The sequence below is a fragment of the Candidatus Limnocylindria bacterium genome, assembly GCA_036523395.1.
Taxonomy (GTDB): domain Bacteria; phylum Chloroflexota; class Limnocylindria; order P2-11E; family P2-11E; genus CF-39.
In genome coordinates, this window is record DATDEH010000048.1 from 24,266 (window position 1) to 41,870 (window position 17,605).

The window sequence follows — 17,605 nt, forward strand, 5'->3', positions numbered from 1 at the left end:
GATGGGGGACGCTGCGGCGGTCGCGCGTCCGCTCGCCGCGCTCAAGCCGCTCGCGCGGCGCGTTGGCCTCCGGCGCGCGACGGCCGCGTCGATTCGGCTCCGCTGGGAGCGTTCCACGCTCGCTGTGTTTTCGTCACCGAGCGCGCGTTCATCTGGGCGGGTCCTCTGTTACCACTCGATCGGCACACCGGCCTGGGGCGTCAACGACCTCTCACCCGGACGTTTCCGGCGACAGCTAGAAGCGGCGCTTGCCGCCGGCTACCGTTTCGTGCCCGCTGATCGCATCGCGCGCGGCGAAGGTCTCGCCCAAGAGCTGGCCGTCACCTTCGACGACGGTCTTTCGAGCGTAGCGACGAACGCCGCCCCGATCCTCGCCGAGCTTCACATCCCCTGGACCCTCTTCGTGGTGTCCGATTGGGCTGACGGTCGACACTCCTTCGGCCAGGATGTCATGCTCGGGTGGCGCGACATCGATCGGCTGCAATCCTCCGGCGTCGCGATCGGGAGCCATTCGGTGAGCCATGCGGATTTCGGTCGGCTCTCCGCCGACCGATCGCTTCGCGAGCTGAGCGACTCTCGCGACACCCTCGAGCGCAACCTCGGAGTGGCACCGACCTCCTTCGCGATCCCGCTTGGCGGCCCACGCAACTGGACAGCCGCGGCAGCGAGGGCTGCGCGCGAGACTGGGTATGAGCTAATCTACGCGCAGGCCGAAGATCGCCGTCCGGCAGGCACAAGCGGTCGGACCTTCATCACACGTGACGACGGCGATCGAGTGTTCCGCGCGGCGCTCTCAGGTGCGTTCGATCGTTGGCACGAATGGCTGTGAGCCCGCGGCGGATCCTCGTGATCCTCGACAATTGCCACGAAGCCGACGCGATCCGTCTTCAGTTCTGCCTCGACACGATGCGCAGCGCGTTCGCCGACGCCCACATCACGCTCCTTATCAATGCACGCGCAGCCGCGGTCTTCGAGCGTGTCCGACCGTTCGACCGACTCATCGCGAGCGACCTGTACCAGGGACGAGACGCGGAAGGGCTCCGCCTGCGCTGGCGGAAAGCCACCCACTTCTCGAAGCTGCTTCTTCGCGTCGGCTCTGGCTACGACCTCGCGATGACTCTCGGAGTCGGTAGCACGGTGCTCAACGTCCTCGCCCGTTTGGCGGCGCGGCGTTCGGTCGGCTTCGCGAATCGCTTCCCATGGCTCTTGTCGTCGCACCTCGGACCCTACGACCCGTACTCGGACGTGACCGCCCAACATCGGCGGCTGCTTGCGACGTTGGGCGTCTCGGCATCGGAACTCGGTGAGGCGACACTCCGCACCGCGGCCGAGGACCGGGACGTCGCGAGGCTGCTCGACCAGAAAGGGATCGACGGAGCGCGCTCGCTGGTGCTCCTTCATCCGGGTTCCGACTGGGCGTGCCAGCAGTGGCTCGTCGAGCGCTGGGCCGCGCTCGCCGACGCCATCACAGCTAACTATGGCGCGCAGGTGGCCTTCACCGGCATCTCCAGCGAGATGGAGTACATCGCGAGCATCCAGAACAAGATGCGGGCAGCATCCGTGTCGTTCGCCGGTCTGACGACGCTCGCCCAGCTTGAAGCGCTCATCGCACGCGCGACGCTCATGATCTGCGTCGACAGCGCCGCGCACGATCTGGCGTTGCGCACGAAGACCCCATTGGTCGTGCTCGCCGGCCCGTCAGACGCCGAGCGTCCGCCGAACGGTCAGACACGACGTTCGGTCGTGAACTCGATGTCTCTCGAGCTCAAGGACCGCATCAACCGCTGCAAAGAACCGAAGGACATCTTCGGCGGCTGTCACAACTACGAATGCCCGATGGCCGGCCTGCGTCCGATCTCGGTTGCCAGCGTGCTCGACGCGGTCGCCTCATGCATGGTGACCACCGTTCCGCCACTTGCCGTGGCTACGGGTTCGGCCCTCTTCTAGCCCGCCCTCGTTCGTCGGCTGCTCCGACCCGCGACTGCTTCCTCGATGAGGGCCGCGACCTGACGAGCCTCTACTTCGGTGCTGAAGCGCCGCACGGCATCTTCGCGGGCCGCGCGGCCCCAGCTCGCACCGCGCTCGACATCCAGGATGACGGAGTCGATCGCCGTCGCGAGCGCCGGACCGTCTCCCGGCGGGACCAAACGACCGGTGCGTCCGTCCTTGACGATCTCGGGGATCCCGCCAACGGCCGAGACCACCACAGGCATGCCGCACGCCATCGCCTCGATCGACGCCATCGAGAACATGTCGGCCAGCGTCGGCAGGACGAGCGCGTCGCAGCTCTGGTACAGCCGCAGGAGACGATCGTCATCGGGCCCGAAGTCACGGTACACATGCACCCCGGGCTCCTCGGCGACGTCGGCGCGCGTCACGAGATGAAGGTCGCAGCGGTCGCGCAGGTGCGTGCGATACACGTCGAGCAGCAGGGGTCCGCCCTTTCGGGCGAAGTCAGCTCCGACGAAGATGAGCTGCGGCCGCTCGTTCCTCGTCCGGCGCTCGTCCGGATGCCATCGCGCCGTGTCGACGCCCGGGTGCACGACGTGCATCCGCTCGGGCGGAGCGCCGAAGTCATTGATCATCGAGTCGGCGACCCACTTGGACCACGGCAGCAGTCCCGTGCACTTTTGATAGAAAAGGCGGTGGAGGGCACCACTCGCGCGGCCTTTCAGCGTGGCCGGATCGGTCTGATCCACGTAGTGCTCCTGAAGGCCCGCATAGAGTGCCGGAGTGCTGTCCACGGCGAAGAACAGCGGGATGTTCTGAGGGATGACCCGCGTCAGCGTGTACGGCAACAGCAGAACACTGAGCTGCGACCAGACGGCGTCGACCGAACGCGACCAGATCATCGGGAGCAAACACGAGAGCGAGCGCACGTGGCCGCGCGGCTTGTGCGGGATCGGGAGTCGTTCGAGCCAGCCGCCATCGACGTAGGGACGCGTCTCGACCCCGACGACCTCGAAGCGATCGGAGGGGAAGGCTTTCCTCAGGTGCCTGTATTGCGTTTGGACGCCCGCGACCATCCACGCCACCATCGCGAGCCGGATCCGACCATCGCGTGCGATCACTCCCTCGGCAGCGCCCGCGTTGGCGATACCCGCGGTCAACGATGACTCGCTACGGGCGGACAGCGGCGCGCTGGCGCGACCCTGGCCGTGGGTTCGGGGCACCGTCGGCACGCAGTCGGGCGGGAACTCGTCCGACGCCGACCGAGGCATAGAGCTCGAGAAGGTCGTCGGCGACACGCTCGACCGAGAAGTGCGTGCTCACGTGTGAGGCCGCCGCCTTCGAAAGGCTCGCACGCAGCGCGTCGTCGCGCACGATGCGTGCGAGCACCGCGGCGAGCCCGCGTGGATCCGCGGGTGGCGCGCTGAGACCGGTCTCCTCGGTGATGACAGCCTCCTCCGGCCCGCAGAAGGTGATCACCGGGGGCGCTCCGCGAGCCATTGCCTCGAGCAGCGCGATCGACATGGAGCCGGCGGGCACGGCGAGCACGAAGACGTCCATGGCGTCGACGAACACACCTGGGTTCTCACGCTGTCCGGCGAAGTGCACGTCCGCGCGGATGCCGAGCTCACTTGCGAGAGCCTCGAGCTCGGCGCGAAGCGGGCCGTCGCCGACAAGAAGCAACTGAGTCGTCATCTCGCGGCGGACGATCGCGAACGCACGCAAGAGGTCGTCGAGTCCCTTGCCGTTCGCGAGTCGGACGACGCTCCCGATCACCACGACGTCACCCGGGATCCCCATCTGATCTCGAACGGCGGCGCGGTTGCGCGCCTTCTCCGTGTCGGTAACCGCTGGGATCGGCACCCCGTTGAGGATCGACCCGAAACGGTGCTCCCGGGCACCGCCGCGATTGCGGCGTAGCGCCGCGTTCCGTCGTGATACCGCGACCAGGCCGTGGACCAGGTGATCCGTCAGCTTCTTCGTGGCGCGATCTTGCAGCGCCATCCGCTCCGCCGGGACATCGTGCTCGGTGAGGACGACGGTCGCCCCCGTAAGCGCGCGCGACAGAGCGACGACACCGAGGCCACCCGTCGCGCCACCGGTCTGGACGTGCACCACGGTCGGACGGAAGGCGCGGAGGATCGACGCGAGCTTCGAGAGCCGCGCGAGCTGCGCGCGCCGACCGCTACGGGCGTCAGTCGTGAGCCGGTCGACCTCGGCTCCGCCGGATCGGAATCGCGCGTCGAGCCCATCGAATGCGCTGCCTTCGGGGAGCACCGCCCGGACGGGAATGCCGCGGCGGACGTATTCGGCGGCCAGGTCGACGCAGTGCGTTTCCATGCCGCCCACCGCCGTGGACTGCAAGATCAAGCAGACGCGAGCGCGGGACTGGTCACCGCTCATCCCATCCTCACCGAAGCTTTGGTTCGTCGGTCGCGCGCGAAGAAATCTGCGAGCTGATGTCGGAGTGCCCGATACGCCGGGCGCAGCGGGCTGAGGTAGAGCGCCACGTCGCGTGTGCCGCGCAGCGCGTGCGCGAGGCCCGCGGACTCAACGCGCCGATAGCGAGTGACCATTCCGTCGAGGTTCTCTTCCGGCTCGAAGCCCGCACGCTGGAGCTGGTAGCGCAAAGGCAGGTCGTCGTCATAGAGATGCGGTGCGTTCTCGGCGCTCGCCGGACGCACGTCGAAGTTCGCGAAGAGCAGACCGTTCGGACGCAGCGCCATATGAAGCATCCGGCAAGCGGCGGGCACGTCGGGGATGTGCACCAGCGTGTCCACGGCCGTGATCACGTCATAGCTGCTTGGCCGGATCGTTTCGAAATTAAGATCCAAGTACGTCGCTCTGTCACCGCGCCGCTCAAGCCTGAATCGCGCGAAATCCAAGAGCGACGTCGAGATGTCCGCGAGATCGGATTCGTATCCGAGCCGCGTAAAAAGCTGGCTCGTCGCCCCGATGCCTGATCCGAAATCGAGATGCCGAGCGCCAGAACGCGCGCGCGGAACGCTCTGCGCGATCGCCACGCTCACGGGATAGGCATAACCCATCGCTTGGAGATACGAATACCAGAGCAGATCGAACGCCCATGACTTCGTCGCGCGATAGAAGGCGGTCATCGCCTCCTCGGAGTCGCGCCGCTCTGCTGTCCACTCTTCGACCGACCATTGCTCCCATTCGATGCAGCGGCGTGCGCACTCGTCCGCTGCCAGGCCAAAGAAGGTGCTGAGGTCATCGAGCACCGCCGCGCGGAGGTCACCGGCACCCGTGAACTGCAGTGACTCTCGATAGAGGTCCATAGCGGCGCTGACGAAAGCGCGCCGCTGTCGCGCCGGCCACAGCGCGCGGTCCGGGGCCGGATCCACGAGCGGATCAGCGTGTTGCCCCTGCTTCAGAACACGTGGCATTGCGAACACAACCTCGGTAGCAGTTATGACATGGCCAAGCTGTAACCGACCCCAGGAACAGCTCGAATACCGCCGTTCTTGCCGGCCGAAAGGTTCAGCTTCTGGCGGATATGGCAGATGTGGGTCTTTAGGAGGCTTGAGTCGCCTCCCTCGTAGCCCCAGGCGTACTCCACGAGACGCGAATAGGGAATGACACGGCCCTCGTTGACGCCGAGCAAATAGAGGATCCGGAACTCGAGCGGCGTGAGCTGTATCTGCCTATCTCCGGCTGTGACACCGTAGGACTGCAGATCAAGGCGTACCTCGCCGATCTTCACTTCGCGCACGGGCTGGCGGTACGGGTCAGCCTGCGCCCTGCGAAGCACGGCCTTGATGCGCGCGCCGAGCTGCTTGGCGCTGAACGGCTTGTTGACGTAGTCGTCCGCCCCGACACGGAATCCGTGAAGGACGTCCTCCTCTTCGTCGCGTGCCGTGAGCATGATGATCGGGGTCGCGCCTTCGTGACGCAGGCGTCGGCAGACCTCGTAGCCGTCCACCTTGGGCAGGTTCGCGTCAAGGAGGACGATGTCGGGGGAGCTCTCCTCCCAGCGTCGGATGGCCTGTTGCCCGTCCATCGCGGTCAGTACCGTGTAACCCTCTCGACCGAGGGCGTAGGTCAACAGATCGAGAAGATCCGCATCGTCTTCGACGAGCAGCACTTTCATACCGCGTCCATCCTTTCCGCGATTGCACCGGGTTCTTCCGAGGCGGGGACGGCCTTACCCATCATGGGAAGCAACTCGAACCAGAACGTGGTGCCACCACCAACGCGATTGAATGCACCGACCCTCCCGCCATGCGCGCGCACGATCGACCGCACGACCCAAAGCCCGATCCCGAGACCCTCGCCGCCTGAGCGACCCGCGCGGTCGTATGCGCGGAACGCGGTGCGAAGCGCCCCGTCCGGAAGACCGGGACCACGGTCGGAGACGCTCACGCGCACTTTGCCGGCGACGGTCGAGACGGCGATCTCCACCTCCGTGCCCGCGTCGGCGTACTTGTTCGCGTTGGAGAGGAGGTTGAGAAGCACCTGAGAGATCCGGTGGTCATCGGCTTCCACGAGCGGGCATGTCGGAAGCGAGAAGACGCGGATCGTCTGTCGTTTGCGATCGAAGCTCGGTCGAACGACCGACTCGATCTCCCCGATCGCTTCGAGGATGTCAAGCGGGCGCAGGTGGACCTGAAAGCGGCCCTCGCTGATCGCCGCACTCGCGAGCAGGTTCTCGAGCAGGCCACGCATCCAAATGGTCCGGCGATGTATCGCAGAAACGAGGTCGCGAACCTGGCCCGCGTCGAGACTGTCGAGGTCGCGTCCGAGGACCTCAGATGCAGACTCGAGCGCCGTGAGCGGGCCTCGCAGCTCATGTGCGACGGTCGCAATCAGACTTGGAGACTCGTGAACGATCACGGCCATTGTGAGAAAGCCGAACGCAATGCGAACAGATTGACGCGAATCCCACCCATGTCCGCCCCCACCTATGCCCCACCGGTACTACGCGTGACTAGTACTCCGCACTTTCTAGCGGGACCGTGACGTGTTGTAAACCGGTAGAGGTATCAGGCCAGTTGAGGTTTGATGCGATTCTGAGACTGAACCAATTTCGTACACAACCTCGGGTCAACCGGCGGTAGACCGCCATAGAACTTGCGAACCGGAAACTCGCTCTGCGTCGGATGTTTCCGAGGCCAAGAGCCGCGCAGGGTGGGGGTTTCGGTTGGATTCCAGCGATGTCCGGACGAGACGGCCACGAGTCTCGCTGTTCGACGTGCTCGTCGATCGTGTGGATCGGGCGAGCGCGATCGTGATGCTGCGCGGGTTCTTACGTGACGGAGGCCGACACCAGATCGTGACCGTCAACCTGGACTTCATGCGGCTCGCTGATCGCGACCCTGCTTACCGCGCGGTCCTGAACCGCGCCGACCTCGCAGTGGCCGACGGGATGCCGCTGGTCTGGTTCTCACGTCTTGGCACGGCGTCCTTGCCGGAGCGCGTCGCGGGGATCGACCTTGTCGAGCAGTGCTGTCGCCTCGCTACTGAGGAGTCCGTGCCGGTGTTCTTCCTTGGAGCGTTGCCTGGCGTTGCGGCGGAGGCTGCGCGGGTGCTGAGCGGACGCTATCCCGGGCTGCGGATCGCGGGCACCTACTCGCCGCCCTTCGGGCCCGCGAGCTCCGAAGGCGATGAAGAGATCGTGCGCGTTGTCTCGGCCGCTGGCCGCTGTGTGCTGCTGGTCGCGTTCGGCGCTCCGCGTCAGGACCGGTTCATCAGCGATCACCTGCACGAATTCGACGCCGCGATCGCTATGGGCGTGGGCGGGTCGTTCGACATCTTCGCCGGGACTCTGCGTCGCGCACCCTTTTGGATGCAGCGCACCGGGTTCGAATGGATCTGGCGGCTGATGCAGGAGCCGCGCCGACTCTGGCGACGTTATCTGGTCGAGGATGTTCCGTTCATCCTCCGGCTCGGCGCGCGCGCGGCGCGCGGACGCATCGCGCTGGACGTCGGATGAGCATCATCCAGCTCCCGGTCGTCGAGCCACTGCCTGCCGCCGCACAGGCCCGATCAACGCGCGCTCTGTTGTCGCTGTCGGTGCTGGTCCTGCTCGCTGTGGACGTGGCGCTCGTCGCGGTCTCTTTCGTGCTCGCGTACGACGTGCGTTTCGTCCTCTCCGACGCGGTCGCCGAGGCATTTCCTTTCACGTTGTACCTTCGGACCGGAGTCCTCGTTGGCGCGATCGCGGCCGCACTGCTCGTTCTCCAGGGGCTAGGCGATCTGGAGCGACGACGCTCGTGGCCGACGAGACTGCGCGCCATCACGTCCGCGCTCTCGACCGGGACGGTCATGGCCGTGGTCATAACGTTCGACCAGGACCAGCGTCTGTCTCGCGCGTGGCTCGCGATCGGTTGGACGCTCTCGCTCGTATCGATCATCGCGTGGCGCACGGCCGCACCGCCGGCGTACCTGGCTATCCGTCGCCGATTCGCTCCTCGGCGCAGGGCGCTTGTGGTCGGCGCCAACATCGTTGGCCAGGAGCTCGCGCGCGAGCTCGAGGCGCGCTACGAGGTCCTCGGGTACGTCGACAACGGCACGGATCTCCTTGCCCTCGACCGTCCGCTTCTGTCGCCGATCGCCGAGCTCGAGGCGGTCGTGCGCTCGGCAGCCGTCGATGAGATCGTCATCGCGCTACCCGCGGACAGGCGCGAGCAGGTCGATCGGGTGATCGCTCGTGGTTTCGGCCGTCAGGTCGACGTGAAGATCGTGACCGAGCTTGGCGAGCAGCTGCCGCGACGGTTGGAGCTGGGGCGATTCGGTTCGCGCCCGTACATCGCGTTCGCGCCCGTGGCTCCGGTGACGTGGCTCAAGCGCGCCGTCGATATCGTGCTCGCGACCTCTGCTCTTGCGCTGGGCTCACCGCTCCTTATTGCGATCGCGATCGCGATCCGACTCGACTCCCGCGGCCCTCTGCTCTATCGCCAGCGGCGAGTGGGCAAAGACAGTGTTCCTTTCGAGATGCTGAAGTTCCGATCGATGTGCGTCGAGGCCGAAGGCATGTTGGCCGAGCTCAGTCAGCACAATGAAGCGACCGGCCCGATATTCAAGATGCGACGCGATCCGCGTGTGACCCGCGTGGGTCGGATCCTCCGGCGTTATAGCCTCGATGAGCTTCCTCAGCTCGTGAACGTGCTTCGCGGTGACATGAGCTTGGTCGGTCCGCGCCCGCCACTCCCTACAGAGGTCGCCAAGTACGAGGACTGGCAGATGGCGCGACTGCGCGCTCGGCCAGGGATGACCGGTCTCTGGCAGGTGAGCGGGCGCAGCGAAGTCCCCTTCAATGACATGGTCCGTCTCGACATCCATTACGTCCGGAACTGGTCGTTCGGCCTCGACCTCGAGATCATGCTGCGGACCATCCCGGCGGTCGTCGCGAACAAGGGCGCGTACTAGCTCAACCGCTTCTCAACCTTCTGTGAACAGGCCCGAACGGGCTTGGCACGACCATCACTCTGTGCTCAGGGCTGCTTTCGTGATGGAACAAACCCTCGGCCACGTGACGCACGGCCAGAACCTCCGGGACGCAATCGCTCGCCAGACCACGATCGAGGCGAGCTGGATCCCGATCCCCTTCGAGGTTAGTGGCCCCGGGCGATACGTGCCGGCGTACGCGAACAACTGGTCGGTCCGCGCCAGCTATCGCGCCAGGCGCGGGTTGTCGGAGGTGCTCGCTACCTGGCAGCACGACGTTCTGTTCTTTCACACGCAGGTGACGTCGCTTTTCAGTGTTCGACTCATGCGCCGCCTGCCCGCGGTCGTGTCGCTCGACGCGACCCCAATTAACTTCGACTCCGTCGGAGCGGCCTACGGGCACTCCGCCGCCGGTCATACGTGGCTCGATGCGCGCAAGTCCTCAATGAATAGGGCGTCATTCCAGGCCGCGCGTGCGCTCGTGACCTGGTCCGAGTGGGCGGCCGCGTCGCTGGTGGCGGACTATGGCATCGACTCGGCGAAGATCTCGGTCATCGCGCCAGGTGCCGCTCGCGCGTTCTTCGCCATCGGAGCCGAGCGCCAGGCGAGCACAACGAGCGGTGGCGTGGTCCGTCTGCTGTTCGTGGGCGGCGACTTCCAACGGAAGGGTGGTGCGGATCTTCTTGGCGCATTTGCCGCAGCGCGCGCCGACGGCAAGGCTGAGCTCCACATCGTCACGCGTGATGCGGTCGCGTCTCGTCCCGGGGTGTTTGTGCATCGAGGGATTCGACCCAATAGCACCGAGCTCCTGGACCTCATTCGACAGTCGGACATCTTCGTGCTTCCAAGCCGCGGCGAGTGCCTGTCCATCGCGCTGATGGAAGCGACCGCGGCCGGCATGGCGGTCATCTCGACGAACGTCGGTGCGCTCGGCGAAGCGGCCGTCGACGGGCAGAACGCGCACGTCGTTGTCCCCGGCGATCCGCGGGGTCTCAGGTCCGCGATCGCTTCGCTTGTCGAAGACAAGGCCCTGCGCACGCGGTTTGGGCGTGCCGGCCACGCTCTCGCGCGACAACGGTTCGACGCTGAGCGGAACAATCAGGCAATCCTCGACATTCTTGCGTCGGTCGCACGACCGATGGTCGCAAGGAGCGTGGCGTGATCGAGAAGGTGCTCGAAGCGTTCTTCCGGCATTGGCTCCTGATTCTTCTGCCGGTCATCGTGATCCCATTGGATGTGGCTGCATCAGTGCTTTCGACACCGCCGCAGTACGAAGCGTCCGCGGGGATGTGGGTGGAGCAGGCGACGTACCTCAATTACAGCATTGACGACATCAATCGGTATCTCTCGCCAGCGCAGAACCAGCGCAACCGGCTCGTCGAGCTCATGCAGACGCGGAGCTTCCTTGATGCCGTCGCCAAGAACACAGGCTTGGCCGAGATCGCGGCGCGGCCGACGGGCAGCGACGATCTGCGGGATATCTTCGCGCGTGACTTTGAGTCGAGCGCGACCGGTGACCATTTGCTCACGTTGAAATTCCGCGCGGAAAGCCGCGACCTCGCGCTGCAGGTCCTCAGCACGATCTTCACGTCCTTCAGGACGCGAGCAGCGGCGGATCGCTACGGCCAGGCGCAGCTGGCGATCAGCTTTTATCAAACGAACCTCAGCGACGCCGAGGCGACACTCGCGACGGCGCGAGCGGACCTCGCCAAGTTCCTCGCGGCCAACGTGAACATTGCGACGACGCTCAGCAGGAGCGGCGTCGACGTTGCTCGCGCGGACCCTCAGTTCGCGGAGGCGCAGCGTCGAGTCGATGCCGCGCAGCGTGATGCCGACAAAGCCCGGGAATCGCTCGACCGCGCCGAGCTCGATGTGTCGGCGGGCACGAAGGGGTTCGAGCTCAGCTTCCGGCTGGCGGACGAACCGCAGGCCTCGCTGACCCCATCGCGTCAACTCAAGAAGGCGCTCATCTATCCGATCGCGGCACTCGTGTTCGGCGTGATCCTGAGCGCTTCGCTGTTATTCCTCTTCGCCCTGTCCGACCACTCGATCCGGTCGATCGCCGATCTCGCTCCTGACACCGTGATCCTTGGGGTGCTTCCGCATCTGACGCCCGAAGGCGTGGCACGCAGGAGCGGACCAGCTGTGACGCGCCGGGCGGTCGCATTCGTGGCTGGCGCGATCGTCCCCTTGCGCGGTGGAAAGGCGCGTGAGGCGTCATGACGAGCAAGACCGCTAGCTTCGCCCCTGGTCGCCTGGACGTCATCGACCTGCGGCCGCGCATCGCTCAGCCGCGACGGAACTGGCTGATCCCCGGCGCCGACGAGCTCTTCCGCTCGCTGTATACGGGTTTCGAGGTCATGCAAGGTGCGAGCTTCGCCGTGTGCAGCGCGGTATCCGGTGAGGGCAAGACCACCATCAGCCTCGGTCTCGCGCTGGCGATCGCACAGGACCTACCGGATAAGCGCGTCGTCGTGGTCGAGACCGATCTGTGGCACCCGGTGCTCGCGAAGGACTTCGGGATCGAGACGGTCCCCGGCCTCGTGGACAGTCTCCTCGATCGCGCGCCGGTGCTCAGCACGCTGCGCTCGACGTCGCTCGATAACCTATCGCTCGTCGTCGCGGGCGGCGCGGTCGCCGGCGCGCAGCGGCTCCTGCGCTCGGCTCGAATGCCCCAGATCATCGAGGAGCTGAGGCGAACGCACGACGTCCTCATCCTCGACACGCCCGCGGCGCTCGCGCACAGCGAGGTCGCGCTCCTGGCGCGTATGGTCGACGACGTCGTCTTCGTCGTCCGCACCGGGGTGACACCCGCGCACGCACTGACCTCTGCGCTCGGCCGGATCCAGGGAGCGAAGGTTCGCGGCATCATCGTGAACGACGCGCGTTCATCGGTACCGGGCGCGGTCCGTCAGCTCGTCCACCTGTAGGTCGCAGCGATGCAGCTTGTACTTGGGGCGATCGCGATCATCATCATCATCGGACTGTCTTCAGGTCGTTTCGACTGGCGTCACCAGAGCCTGGTCGTAGTCGTCGCCGTCGTACTGGTCTCGATCCAGTTCGTCTTCCCGCGCTTCCTCTAGACGGCGATGATCGCCCAGGACGTCCTCCTCGGTCGGTTGCCGGCGGTCGCGCTCAAAGCCAGCCCTGAGGCGGCGATCCAACGCGGCGGGGCAGCTCGGCTCGTGCTCAAGGTGACACTCGTATCCGTGATCGCATTCGAGGCGCAAACACCGGACCCGCTGATGGATCTCGGAACGTACATCCATCGCGGCATCGGAAGCTGGACCGGCCTGCCGATCATCTTCTCGCCGCTTGAGCTCCTCGTGGTCGTCGGGCTCCTCCTGGCGCTCGCGTCGGCCGCGACCGAGCGGCGGTCCGGTGCGGCGTCAAGCCTCGGCTGGCCAGTCGCGCTCTTCCTCATCGCGCTCGTGGCTGGCTTCGCACGTGGCGTACTGGGGGGCGGAGACATGTACGTGGGTCTCTGGGAGGGCCGATATCTCCTGTACATCCCGGCATGTTTTGCGATCGCGAGGATCTCTCTGAGGAGCGCACAACACGTGGCCTCGCTCTTCGGAACCGGATTGGTCGCAGCCACCGCGTTCGCTGTCGAAGGTGCCTATCGCAAGTTCGGACTGATCAACCCTGGCCTACTGCTCAGCAGTCCTGACCTCTTCTACGAGCACGACGACGTCATCTTCCTTGCGACGTTCCTGATCTTTGCCCTCTCGGCCTTCATCTTCCGCACGGCTGGTCGGATCAGGCTCCTCTCGATGGTCGCGGCTCCGGTCCTGATGTTCACGCTGCTCGCGTCGAATCGTCGCTCCGGGATCATCGTCCTGCTCGTTGGCCTTCTCGTCACGGCGCTCACCTTGCTTGTTGTGAGGCGAAAGGCGTTCTTCATCGGGATGATCCCGGCGCTGGTCGCCATCGTCGCGTACCTCGGCGTGTTCTGGGACGCCTCAGGAACGCTCGGCCAGCCGGCGCGCGCGCTGCGGTCGCTCTACGAGCCTGACGCGCGCGACGCGTCGTCAAACCTCTATCGGCTGCTCGAGACCTACAACATCAACGTGACCATCCACTCGGATCCGATCCTCGGAGTCGGTTTCGGCCGCGAGTTCATCGTCGAGGCCACTCTGCCCGATCTTTCGTGGTGGCCCTTCTGGCGCTTCGAGACCCACAACAACGTGCTGTGGATGTGGATGAAGACGGGGGTGTATGGCTATGTCGCGTTCTGGGCGCTGCTCGGGACCGCGATGAGTCGCGCTGCGTACTCGGCCAAACGCGTGGCGGATCCACGCCTCAAGTCGGCCGCGCTCTTCAGCTTGGTCGCATTAGTCGGGATCTTGGTGTACGGCTACGTCGACCTGGCATTCGTCTCGGGTCGCATCACCGTACTACTCGGCACCGTGCTGGGAGTCATCGCCGTCCTCCCGCGCGCGGATGCCAAGCGCGTTGTCGGGGAACCGAGCGCCTAACGTGGTCACCGATCGCGAATTGGGTCTCGGCGGTCTGATCCGTAGCGACGTCGTCGCGTGGGTCAGTCGCTGGTCGCAGCCCACCGCCGGTCGCATCGAAGACCCGAGCTTCCTAACGGGTCTCCGCTACGCGTGGACGCAGCTCGGTCTGCGCGCGACGATCCTGTACCGCGTCAGCCACTCCCTCCACCGTTCGGGGATCCACGTGCTGCCGGGGATGGTCGGTCGGCTGAATGCCACGCTCCACGGCATCGACATCCCGCCGTCGGTGCCGATCGGCCCAGGTCTCTACGTCCCTCATCCCTTCGGCACGGTCGTGATGGCGCGACGCATCGGCGCGGGCGCGACGCTGGTGAGCTGTGTCACGATCGGGATGCGCAACGAGCCGGCGTTCCCGCTCATCGGCGACAACGTGTACGTCAGCGCCGGCGCGCGCGTTCTCGGTGGGATCACGATCGGCAACAACGTAGCGATCGGCGCGAATGCCGTCGTCCTGCGAGACGTGCCGGACGATCATGTCGCCGTCGGTGTGCCCGCCGCGGCCCGTCCCCGCAGGTCTGAACGTCTCGCCGAGGTGGCGCAGTGACATCCACCCGGCCGGCGGTGAGTGTGGTCGTACCCACGTACGGCCGGCGCGCGAGTCTTGGGCGGTTACTGGACGCGCTCGCAGCGCAGCAGGGGCCAGCGGACTTCGAGGTCGTGGTTGTGGACGACGGGTCGATGGATGACACGCGCGCGTGGCTGCGTGCGCTGCGCACCCCGTACGCGCTGCACGTCGTGGAGCAGGCGAACGGCGGTCCGGCAGCTGCACGGAACCGGGGCGTCGTCGACGCCCTGGGAGAGCTCATCATCTTTCTCGACGACGACGTTGTCCCTGCCGCCGACCTCATCGCGAAGCACCGCGAGGCGCATCGCGACTGGCCCGACCGTGTGGTGACGGGTCCGATGCTCCCGCCGGCGAAGTGGCGCCGGCCTTCCTGGATCCGCTGGGAGGAGACCAAGCTCGTGCGCCAGTACGACGCGATGGCCGCACAACGATTCGAGTGCACGTATCGCCAGTTCTTCACCGGAAACGCATCACTGCGGCGTTCACACTTCCTAGCGGCTGGTGGCTTCGACACGGACTTTCGCCGCGCGGAGGACATCGAACTCGGTTACCGACTCGCCCGGCGCGGCCTCCGCTTCGTCTTCGAGCCGTCGGCGCGCGCGTGGCACTACCCGACGCGCTCCTTCGGCGCGTGGCGTCAGACTCCTTACCGGTACGGCCGCGCCGAGGTCGCGATGCATCGCGACAAGGGCAGCAATACGTTGACCATCGCGTACCGAGAGCTCCAGGGGCGTCACATGCTCAGCCGCACGGTCGTCGCGCTCTGCGCGGGGAGTCACTTGCGATCCCGCCTCGCGGCGGCAGCATTCGTTGGGGTAGTCCACGCCGCAGGTTTCCTGCGCGCCGAGAAGGTCGCGAGCCTGTCACTGAGCGCGCTCTTCAACCTCTTGTACTGGCAGGGCGTTCACGATGAGCTCGAAGGAACGCCGCGGCAGATCGACCCTACGCGCGCGGCTGATCCAGCGTCCTGATGACCCGCGCGGGTTGACCCGCCGCGATGGATCGCGGAGGAACGTTCCTCGTAACGACCGCGCCAGCACCGATGACGCTGTCGTGTCCGACGGTCACACCTTTGAGCACGATTGCGCGTGCCCCGATCCACACGCGGTCCTCGATCGTGACTGCGGCCGCTGCGAACTCCTCACCAGGGAGCGGGTGCTGATCACTATCCATGATGATCACGTCGCGTCCGATCATGCAGTCGCGCCCGATCTGCACTGAGCCCGCTGCGACTATCTCCGCGTTTCGATTGAGATAGGTGCCGTTGCCGATCTGGATCTTCGCCCCACGCCAGCACTCGAGGCGGACCCCGGGGAAGAACGCGCAGTTCCCGACCTCGATCCATCCGCCCCGGTCATCGATCTCAGGGAGATGCCAGCCGCCGTGGACGACGATGATTCCTGAGCGCGACAGGCGCGCCCGGACGATCAGGCCGAGGAGGTGGCCGCGGAGGCCGCCTTTGCGCAGCCGTGCCGCGGCGCGCTTGGCTGTACGGATCGGCGTCTCGGCCTGCGCGACGTTCATGCCAGACCCACCGCGCTCCGGACCGCTCGCACGTGTCGGAGGCCGAGTACACCGAACGCCGTCGCCGCCGCTGCGTAGGCGGCACCGCCGCAGGCCAACGCCGGCACGACACCGTACGGTCGGACGAGGAGAAGCGCGGCGAGCATGACGCCGCCCGCGCAAACGATGCGTGCCGCGTGACCGATGTTCTCTCGGCCGAGAAGACCGCGAGGGAGAAGGCGCAATGCACCTGCGAGGAAGAGACATTCGGTTGCGAGCTCGACAACGGCGGCCCCCACGGCTCCATTACCCGTGAGCGACTGTGCCACGGGGATCGCGAGGAGGTTGAGCGTGGGGTTGAACACCGCGCCGATCGTCGCCACGCCGAGCCAGCGACGCTCGAGTCCCAGGGCGATGAGTGCGGTCCCGAGGACCATGTCGGCGCCGACGAGGGTCTGTTGGAACGCCAGGACCATCATGAGTGGCACCGCGTTCTGCAGTCCATCGGACCAGCCCAGCAGCCCGGGGATGAGGGGAGCCATCGCGAACACCGTCGCGCTGATGGGCACGGTCAGCAGGAGCACGGTCGCAAGGCTCTCGCCGAGAAGGGTCCGGAAGATCTCCGGCCGGATCTTGTTGCGGCTCAACGCCGGCAGCAACGGGGTGGTGATGATCGTCGGGACGAAGACCGCCACGCCGATGATCCGATAGGCGGCCGCGAGCCATCCCGCCGCGCTCGACTGCAGGAGAATGCCGGTCAGAATCACGTCGATATCGGCGCGGACCCGGATCGCGATGTTCCAGCCCAGGAACGGCAGTCCTCCGACCACCAGCTGTCGGAGCAGGCTGAGGTCGAAGGCGCCGCGGGTGAACCGTAGGCCGCTGGTCGACCAGAGCACCACCACCGTGATCGATTGGGTGATGAGGATCGCCAGTGCAAGGCCGAGGACGCCGCCACCGAGCGCGAGGGTGCCCAGTGAGGCTGTGGTGTTCGCGATCGTCGCGCCCGCGAGGGACCACGCGTATCGCGAGTGGCGGCCCATGCCGTTGAGCACCGCCGTCAGCACGGCGAAGATCGAGCCGACCAGGGCCGCGCCGATCGCGATCGGCAGGAGCCGGAGATCGAATGCCTGGACACCGAAGATCTCGACGCCGCCGAGCAGACCAGCGGCAAGGGCGAACCAGCAGCCCGTGGTCACAGCGACGGCGGCCCACGCGTAGCTCGAGGCGCGCTCTGGATCCGTAGCGACGCGTCGTTGCAGCAGCGCAGGTATACCCAGCGTCGAGATCGTGCCGATGAAGCTCGCGACCGCCCACGCGATCGCGTACCTGCCCAGACCGTCGTCGCCGAGGAACCTCGGGATGAAGACGGCTGTCGCAAGGCTGCTCGCCCAGGTGATGGGTTGCGTAGTGAGCAGGGCCAGCGCGCCGCGCGTGACCTGTACTCCGGTCTGCCGAGCGGTCGCCGGCTGCGGGGCCGCCGGTTCACCCGAGCTGGCGGGCGAGAGCGTACGTAGGCCCACTAGTTGAACGCCTGGAACGCTTCGAGGACGCGTGGCACCGCGGGGCCGAGCACGACCACGAACAAGGCGGGGAAGATGAAGAGCACCATCGGGAACAGCATCTTCACCGGGGCTTTGTGGGCGGCTTCCTCGGCGCGCTG

The 17,605-nt window shown here is 66.2% G+C and carries 19 protein-coding genes; 11 read left to right on the top strand and 8 right to left on the bottom strand.

The features are described from left to right. Position 1: 1 nt before the first annotated feature. Together VI056_06470 and VI056_06475 are read left to right on the top strand one after the other, a co-directional pair. Entirely contained in the window at positions 2–829 is an 828-nt protein-coding gene (locus tag VI056_06470; GenBank protein HEY6202670.1) for a polysaccharide deacetylase family protein, read from the top strand. Continuing rightward, a complete protein-coding gene (locus VI056_06475) occupies positions 820–1,947 on the top strand; it encodes a glycosyltransferase family 9 protein (GenBank protein ID HEY6202671.1) in 1,128 nt (375 codons plus the stop codon). Before VI056_06470 ends, VI056_06475 begins: the two co-directional genes overlap by 10 nt. Here VI056_06475 and VI056_06480 read toward each other — a convergent pair. From VI056_06480 to VI056_06500, 5 genes are read right to left on the bottom strand one after another with little or no spacing between them, the layout of a single operon-like run. Continuing rightward, on the bottom strand, positions 1,944–3,110 hold the full coding sequence (locus tag VI056_06480) for a glycosyltransferase family 4 protein (protein ID HEY6202672.1): 1,167 nt from the start codon (positions 3,108–3,110) through the stop codon (positions 1,944–1,946). The genes VI056_06475 and VI056_06480 overlap by 4 nt on opposite strands. A gap of 10 nt (positions 3,111–3,120) precedes the next feature. Further along, positions 3,121–4,320, bottom strand: coding sequence for a glycosyltransferase family 4 protein (locus tag VI056_06485; GenBank protein ID HEY6202673.1), 1,200 nt, complete (start codon positions 4,318–4,320; stop codon positions 3,121–3,123). 29 nt (positions 4,321–4,349) lie between these two features. Beyond that, entirely contained in the window at positions 4,350–5,354 is a 1,005-nt protein-coding gene (locus tag VI056_06490) for a class I SAM-dependent methyltransferase (protein ID HEY6202674.1), read from the bottom strand. A 23-nt stretch (positions 5,355–5,377) separates the two neighbouring features. After that, positions 5,378–6,058, bottom strand: coding sequence for a response regulator transcription factor (locus VI056_06495; protein ID HEY6202675.1), 681 nt, complete (start codon positions 6,056–6,058; stop codon positions 5,378–5,380). Next, positions 6,055–6,807: an ATP-binding protein gene (locus VI056_06500; GenBank protein HEY6202676.1), complete on the bottom strand. Its 753-nt coding sequence runs from the start codon at positions 6,805–6,807 to the stop codon at positions 6,055–6,057. Before VI056_06500 ends, VI056_06495 begins: the two co-directional genes overlap by 4 nt. A gap of 352 nt (positions 6,808–7,159) precedes the next feature. On the opposite strand from VI056_06500, the gene VI056_06505 reads away from it, so the two are divergent. The 9 genes from VI056_06505 to VI056_06545 all read left to right on the top strand — a co-directional run bounded on the left by VI056_06505 (position 7,160) and on the right by VI056_06545 (position 15,410). Continuing rightward, positions 7,160–7,900: a WecB/TagA/CpsF family glycosyltransferase gene (locus VI056_06505; GenBank protein ID HEY6202677.1), complete on the top strand. Its 741-nt coding sequence runs from the start codon at positions 7,160–7,162 to the stop codon at positions 7,898–7,900. After that, the gene (locus tag VI056_06510; GenBank protein HEY6202678.1) at positions 7,897–9,336 is read left to right on the top strand and encodes a sugar transferase; all 1,440 of its coding nucleotides are present in this window, start codon (positions 7,897–7,899) and stop codon (positions 9,334–9,336) included. The genes VI056_06505 and VI056_06510 overlap by 4 nt, the downstream gene beginning before the upstream one ends. 82 nt (positions 9,337–9,418) lie before the next feature. Next, positions 9,419–10,516, top strand: coding sequence for a glycosyltransferase family 4 protein (locus VI056_06515; protein HEY6202679.1), 1,098 nt, complete (start codon positions 9,419–9,421; stop codon positions 10,514–10,516). Then, the gene (locus tag VI056_06520; GenBank protein ID HEY6202680.1) at positions 10,513–11,577 is read left to right on the top strand and encodes a hypothetical protein; all 1,065 of its coding nucleotides are present in this window, start codon (positions 10,513–10,515) and stop codon (positions 11,575–11,577) included. The genes VI056_06515 and VI056_06520 overlap by 4 nt, the downstream gene beginning before the upstream one ends. After that, positions 11,574–12,284 (top strand): CpsD/CapB family tyrosine-protein kinase, encoded by a 711-nt coding sequence (locus VI056_06525; protein HEY6202681.1) that lies wholly within the window; start codon positions 11,574–11,576, stop codon positions 12,282–12,284. The genes VI056_06520 and VI056_06525 overlap by 4 nt, the downstream gene beginning before the upstream one ends. A gap of 9 nt (positions 12,285–12,293) precedes the next feature. Further along, positions 12,294–12,437 (top strand): hypothetical protein, encoded by a 144-nt coding sequence (locus VI056_06530; protein ID HEY6202682.1) that lies wholly within the window; start codon positions 12,294–12,296, stop codon positions 12,435–12,437. Positions 12,438–12,443: 6 nt separating this feature from the next. Further along, on the top strand, positions 12,444–13,832 hold the full coding sequence (locus VI056_06535) for an O-antigen ligase family protein (GenBank protein ID HEY6202683.1): 1,389 nt from the start codon (positions 12,444–12,446) through the stop codon (positions 13,830–13,832). Between the two features lies 1 nt (position 13,833). After that, on the top strand, positions 13,834–14,418 hold the full coding sequence (locus tag VI056_06540; protein HEY6202684.1) for a serine acetyltransferase: 585 nt from the start codon (positions 13,834–13,836) through the stop codon (positions 14,416–14,418). A gap of 23 nt (positions 14,419–14,441) precedes the next feature. Beyond that, positions 14,442–15,410, top strand: a complete 969-nt coding sequence (locus tag VI056_06545; protein ID HEY6202685.1) for a glycosyltransferase family 2 protein — start codon at positions 14,442–14,444, stop codon at positions 15,408–15,410. On the opposite strand, the gene VI056_06550 is transcribed toward VI056_06545, so the two are convergent. The 3 genes from VI056_06550 to VI056_06560 all read right to left on the bottom strand — a co-directional run. Further along, the gene (locus tag VI056_06550; protein HEY6202686.1) at positions 15,382–15,963 is read right to left on the bottom strand and encodes an acyltransferase; all 582 of its coding nucleotides are present in this window, start codon (positions 15,961–15,963) and stop codon (positions 15,382–15,384) included. The two genes, VI056_06545 and VI056_06550, sit on opposite strands and share 29 nt — an antisense overlap. Then, entirely contained in the window at positions 15,960–17,465 is a 1,506-nt protein-coding gene (locus tag VI056_06555; GenBank protein HEY6202687.1) for an oligosaccharide flippase family protein, read from the bottom strand. The genes VI056_06550 and VI056_06555 overlap by 4 nt, the downstream gene beginning before the upstream one ends. Then, the coding region (locus tag VI056_06560) for a type II secretion system F family protein (protein ID HEY6202688.1) at positions 17,465–17,605 on the bottom strand (141 nt) is incomplete at its 5' end. The genes VI056_06555 and VI056_06560, both read right to left, overlap by 1 nt.

Bases quoted from the DNA above. Each gene is read 5' to 3' on its own strand.
- VI056_06470 (HEY6202670.1), top strand. From the start codon at position 2: ATGGGGGACGCTGCGGCGGTCGCGCGTCCGCTCGCCGCGCTCAAGCCG.
- VI056_06550 (HEY6202686.1), bottom strand. From the start codon at position 15,963: ATGAACGTCGCGCAGGCCGAGACGCCGATCCGTACAGCCAAGCGCGCC.
- VI056_06535 (HEY6202683.1), top strand. From the start codon at position 12,444: ATGATCGCCCAGGACGTCCTCCTCGGTCGGTTGCCGGCGGTCGCGCTC.
- VI056_06525 (HEY6202681.1), top strand. From the start codon at position 11,574: ATGACGAGCAAGACCGCTAGCTTCGCCCCTGGTCGCCTGGACGTCATC.
- VI056_06510 (HEY6202678.1), top strand. From the start codon at position 7,897: ATGAGCATCATCCAGCTCCCGGTCGTCGAGCCACTGCCTGCCGCCGCA.
- VI056_06495 (HEY6202675.1), bottom strand. From the start codon at position 6,058: ATGAAAGTGCTGCTCGTCGAAGACGATGCGGATCTTCTCGATCTGTTG.
- VI056_06490 (HEY6202674.1), bottom strand. From the start codon at position 5,354: ATGCCACGTGTTCTGAAGCAGGGGCAACACGCTGATCCGCTCGTGGAT.
- VI056_06530 (HEY6202682.1), top strand. From the start codon at position 12,294: ATGCAGCTTGTACTTGGGGCGATCGCGATCATCATCATCATCGGACTG.
- VI056_06475 (HEY6202671.1), top strand. From the start codon at position 820: ATGGCTGTGAGCCCGCGGCGGATCCTCGTGATCCTCGACAATTGCCAC.
- VI056_06515 (HEY6202679.1), top strand. From the start codon at position 9,419: ATGGAACAAACCCTCGGCCACGTGACGCACGGCCAGAACCTCCGGGAC.
- VI056_06500 (HEY6202676.1), bottom strand. From the start codon at position 6,807: ATGGCCGTGATCGTTCACGAGTCTCCAAGTCTGATTGCGACCGTCGCA.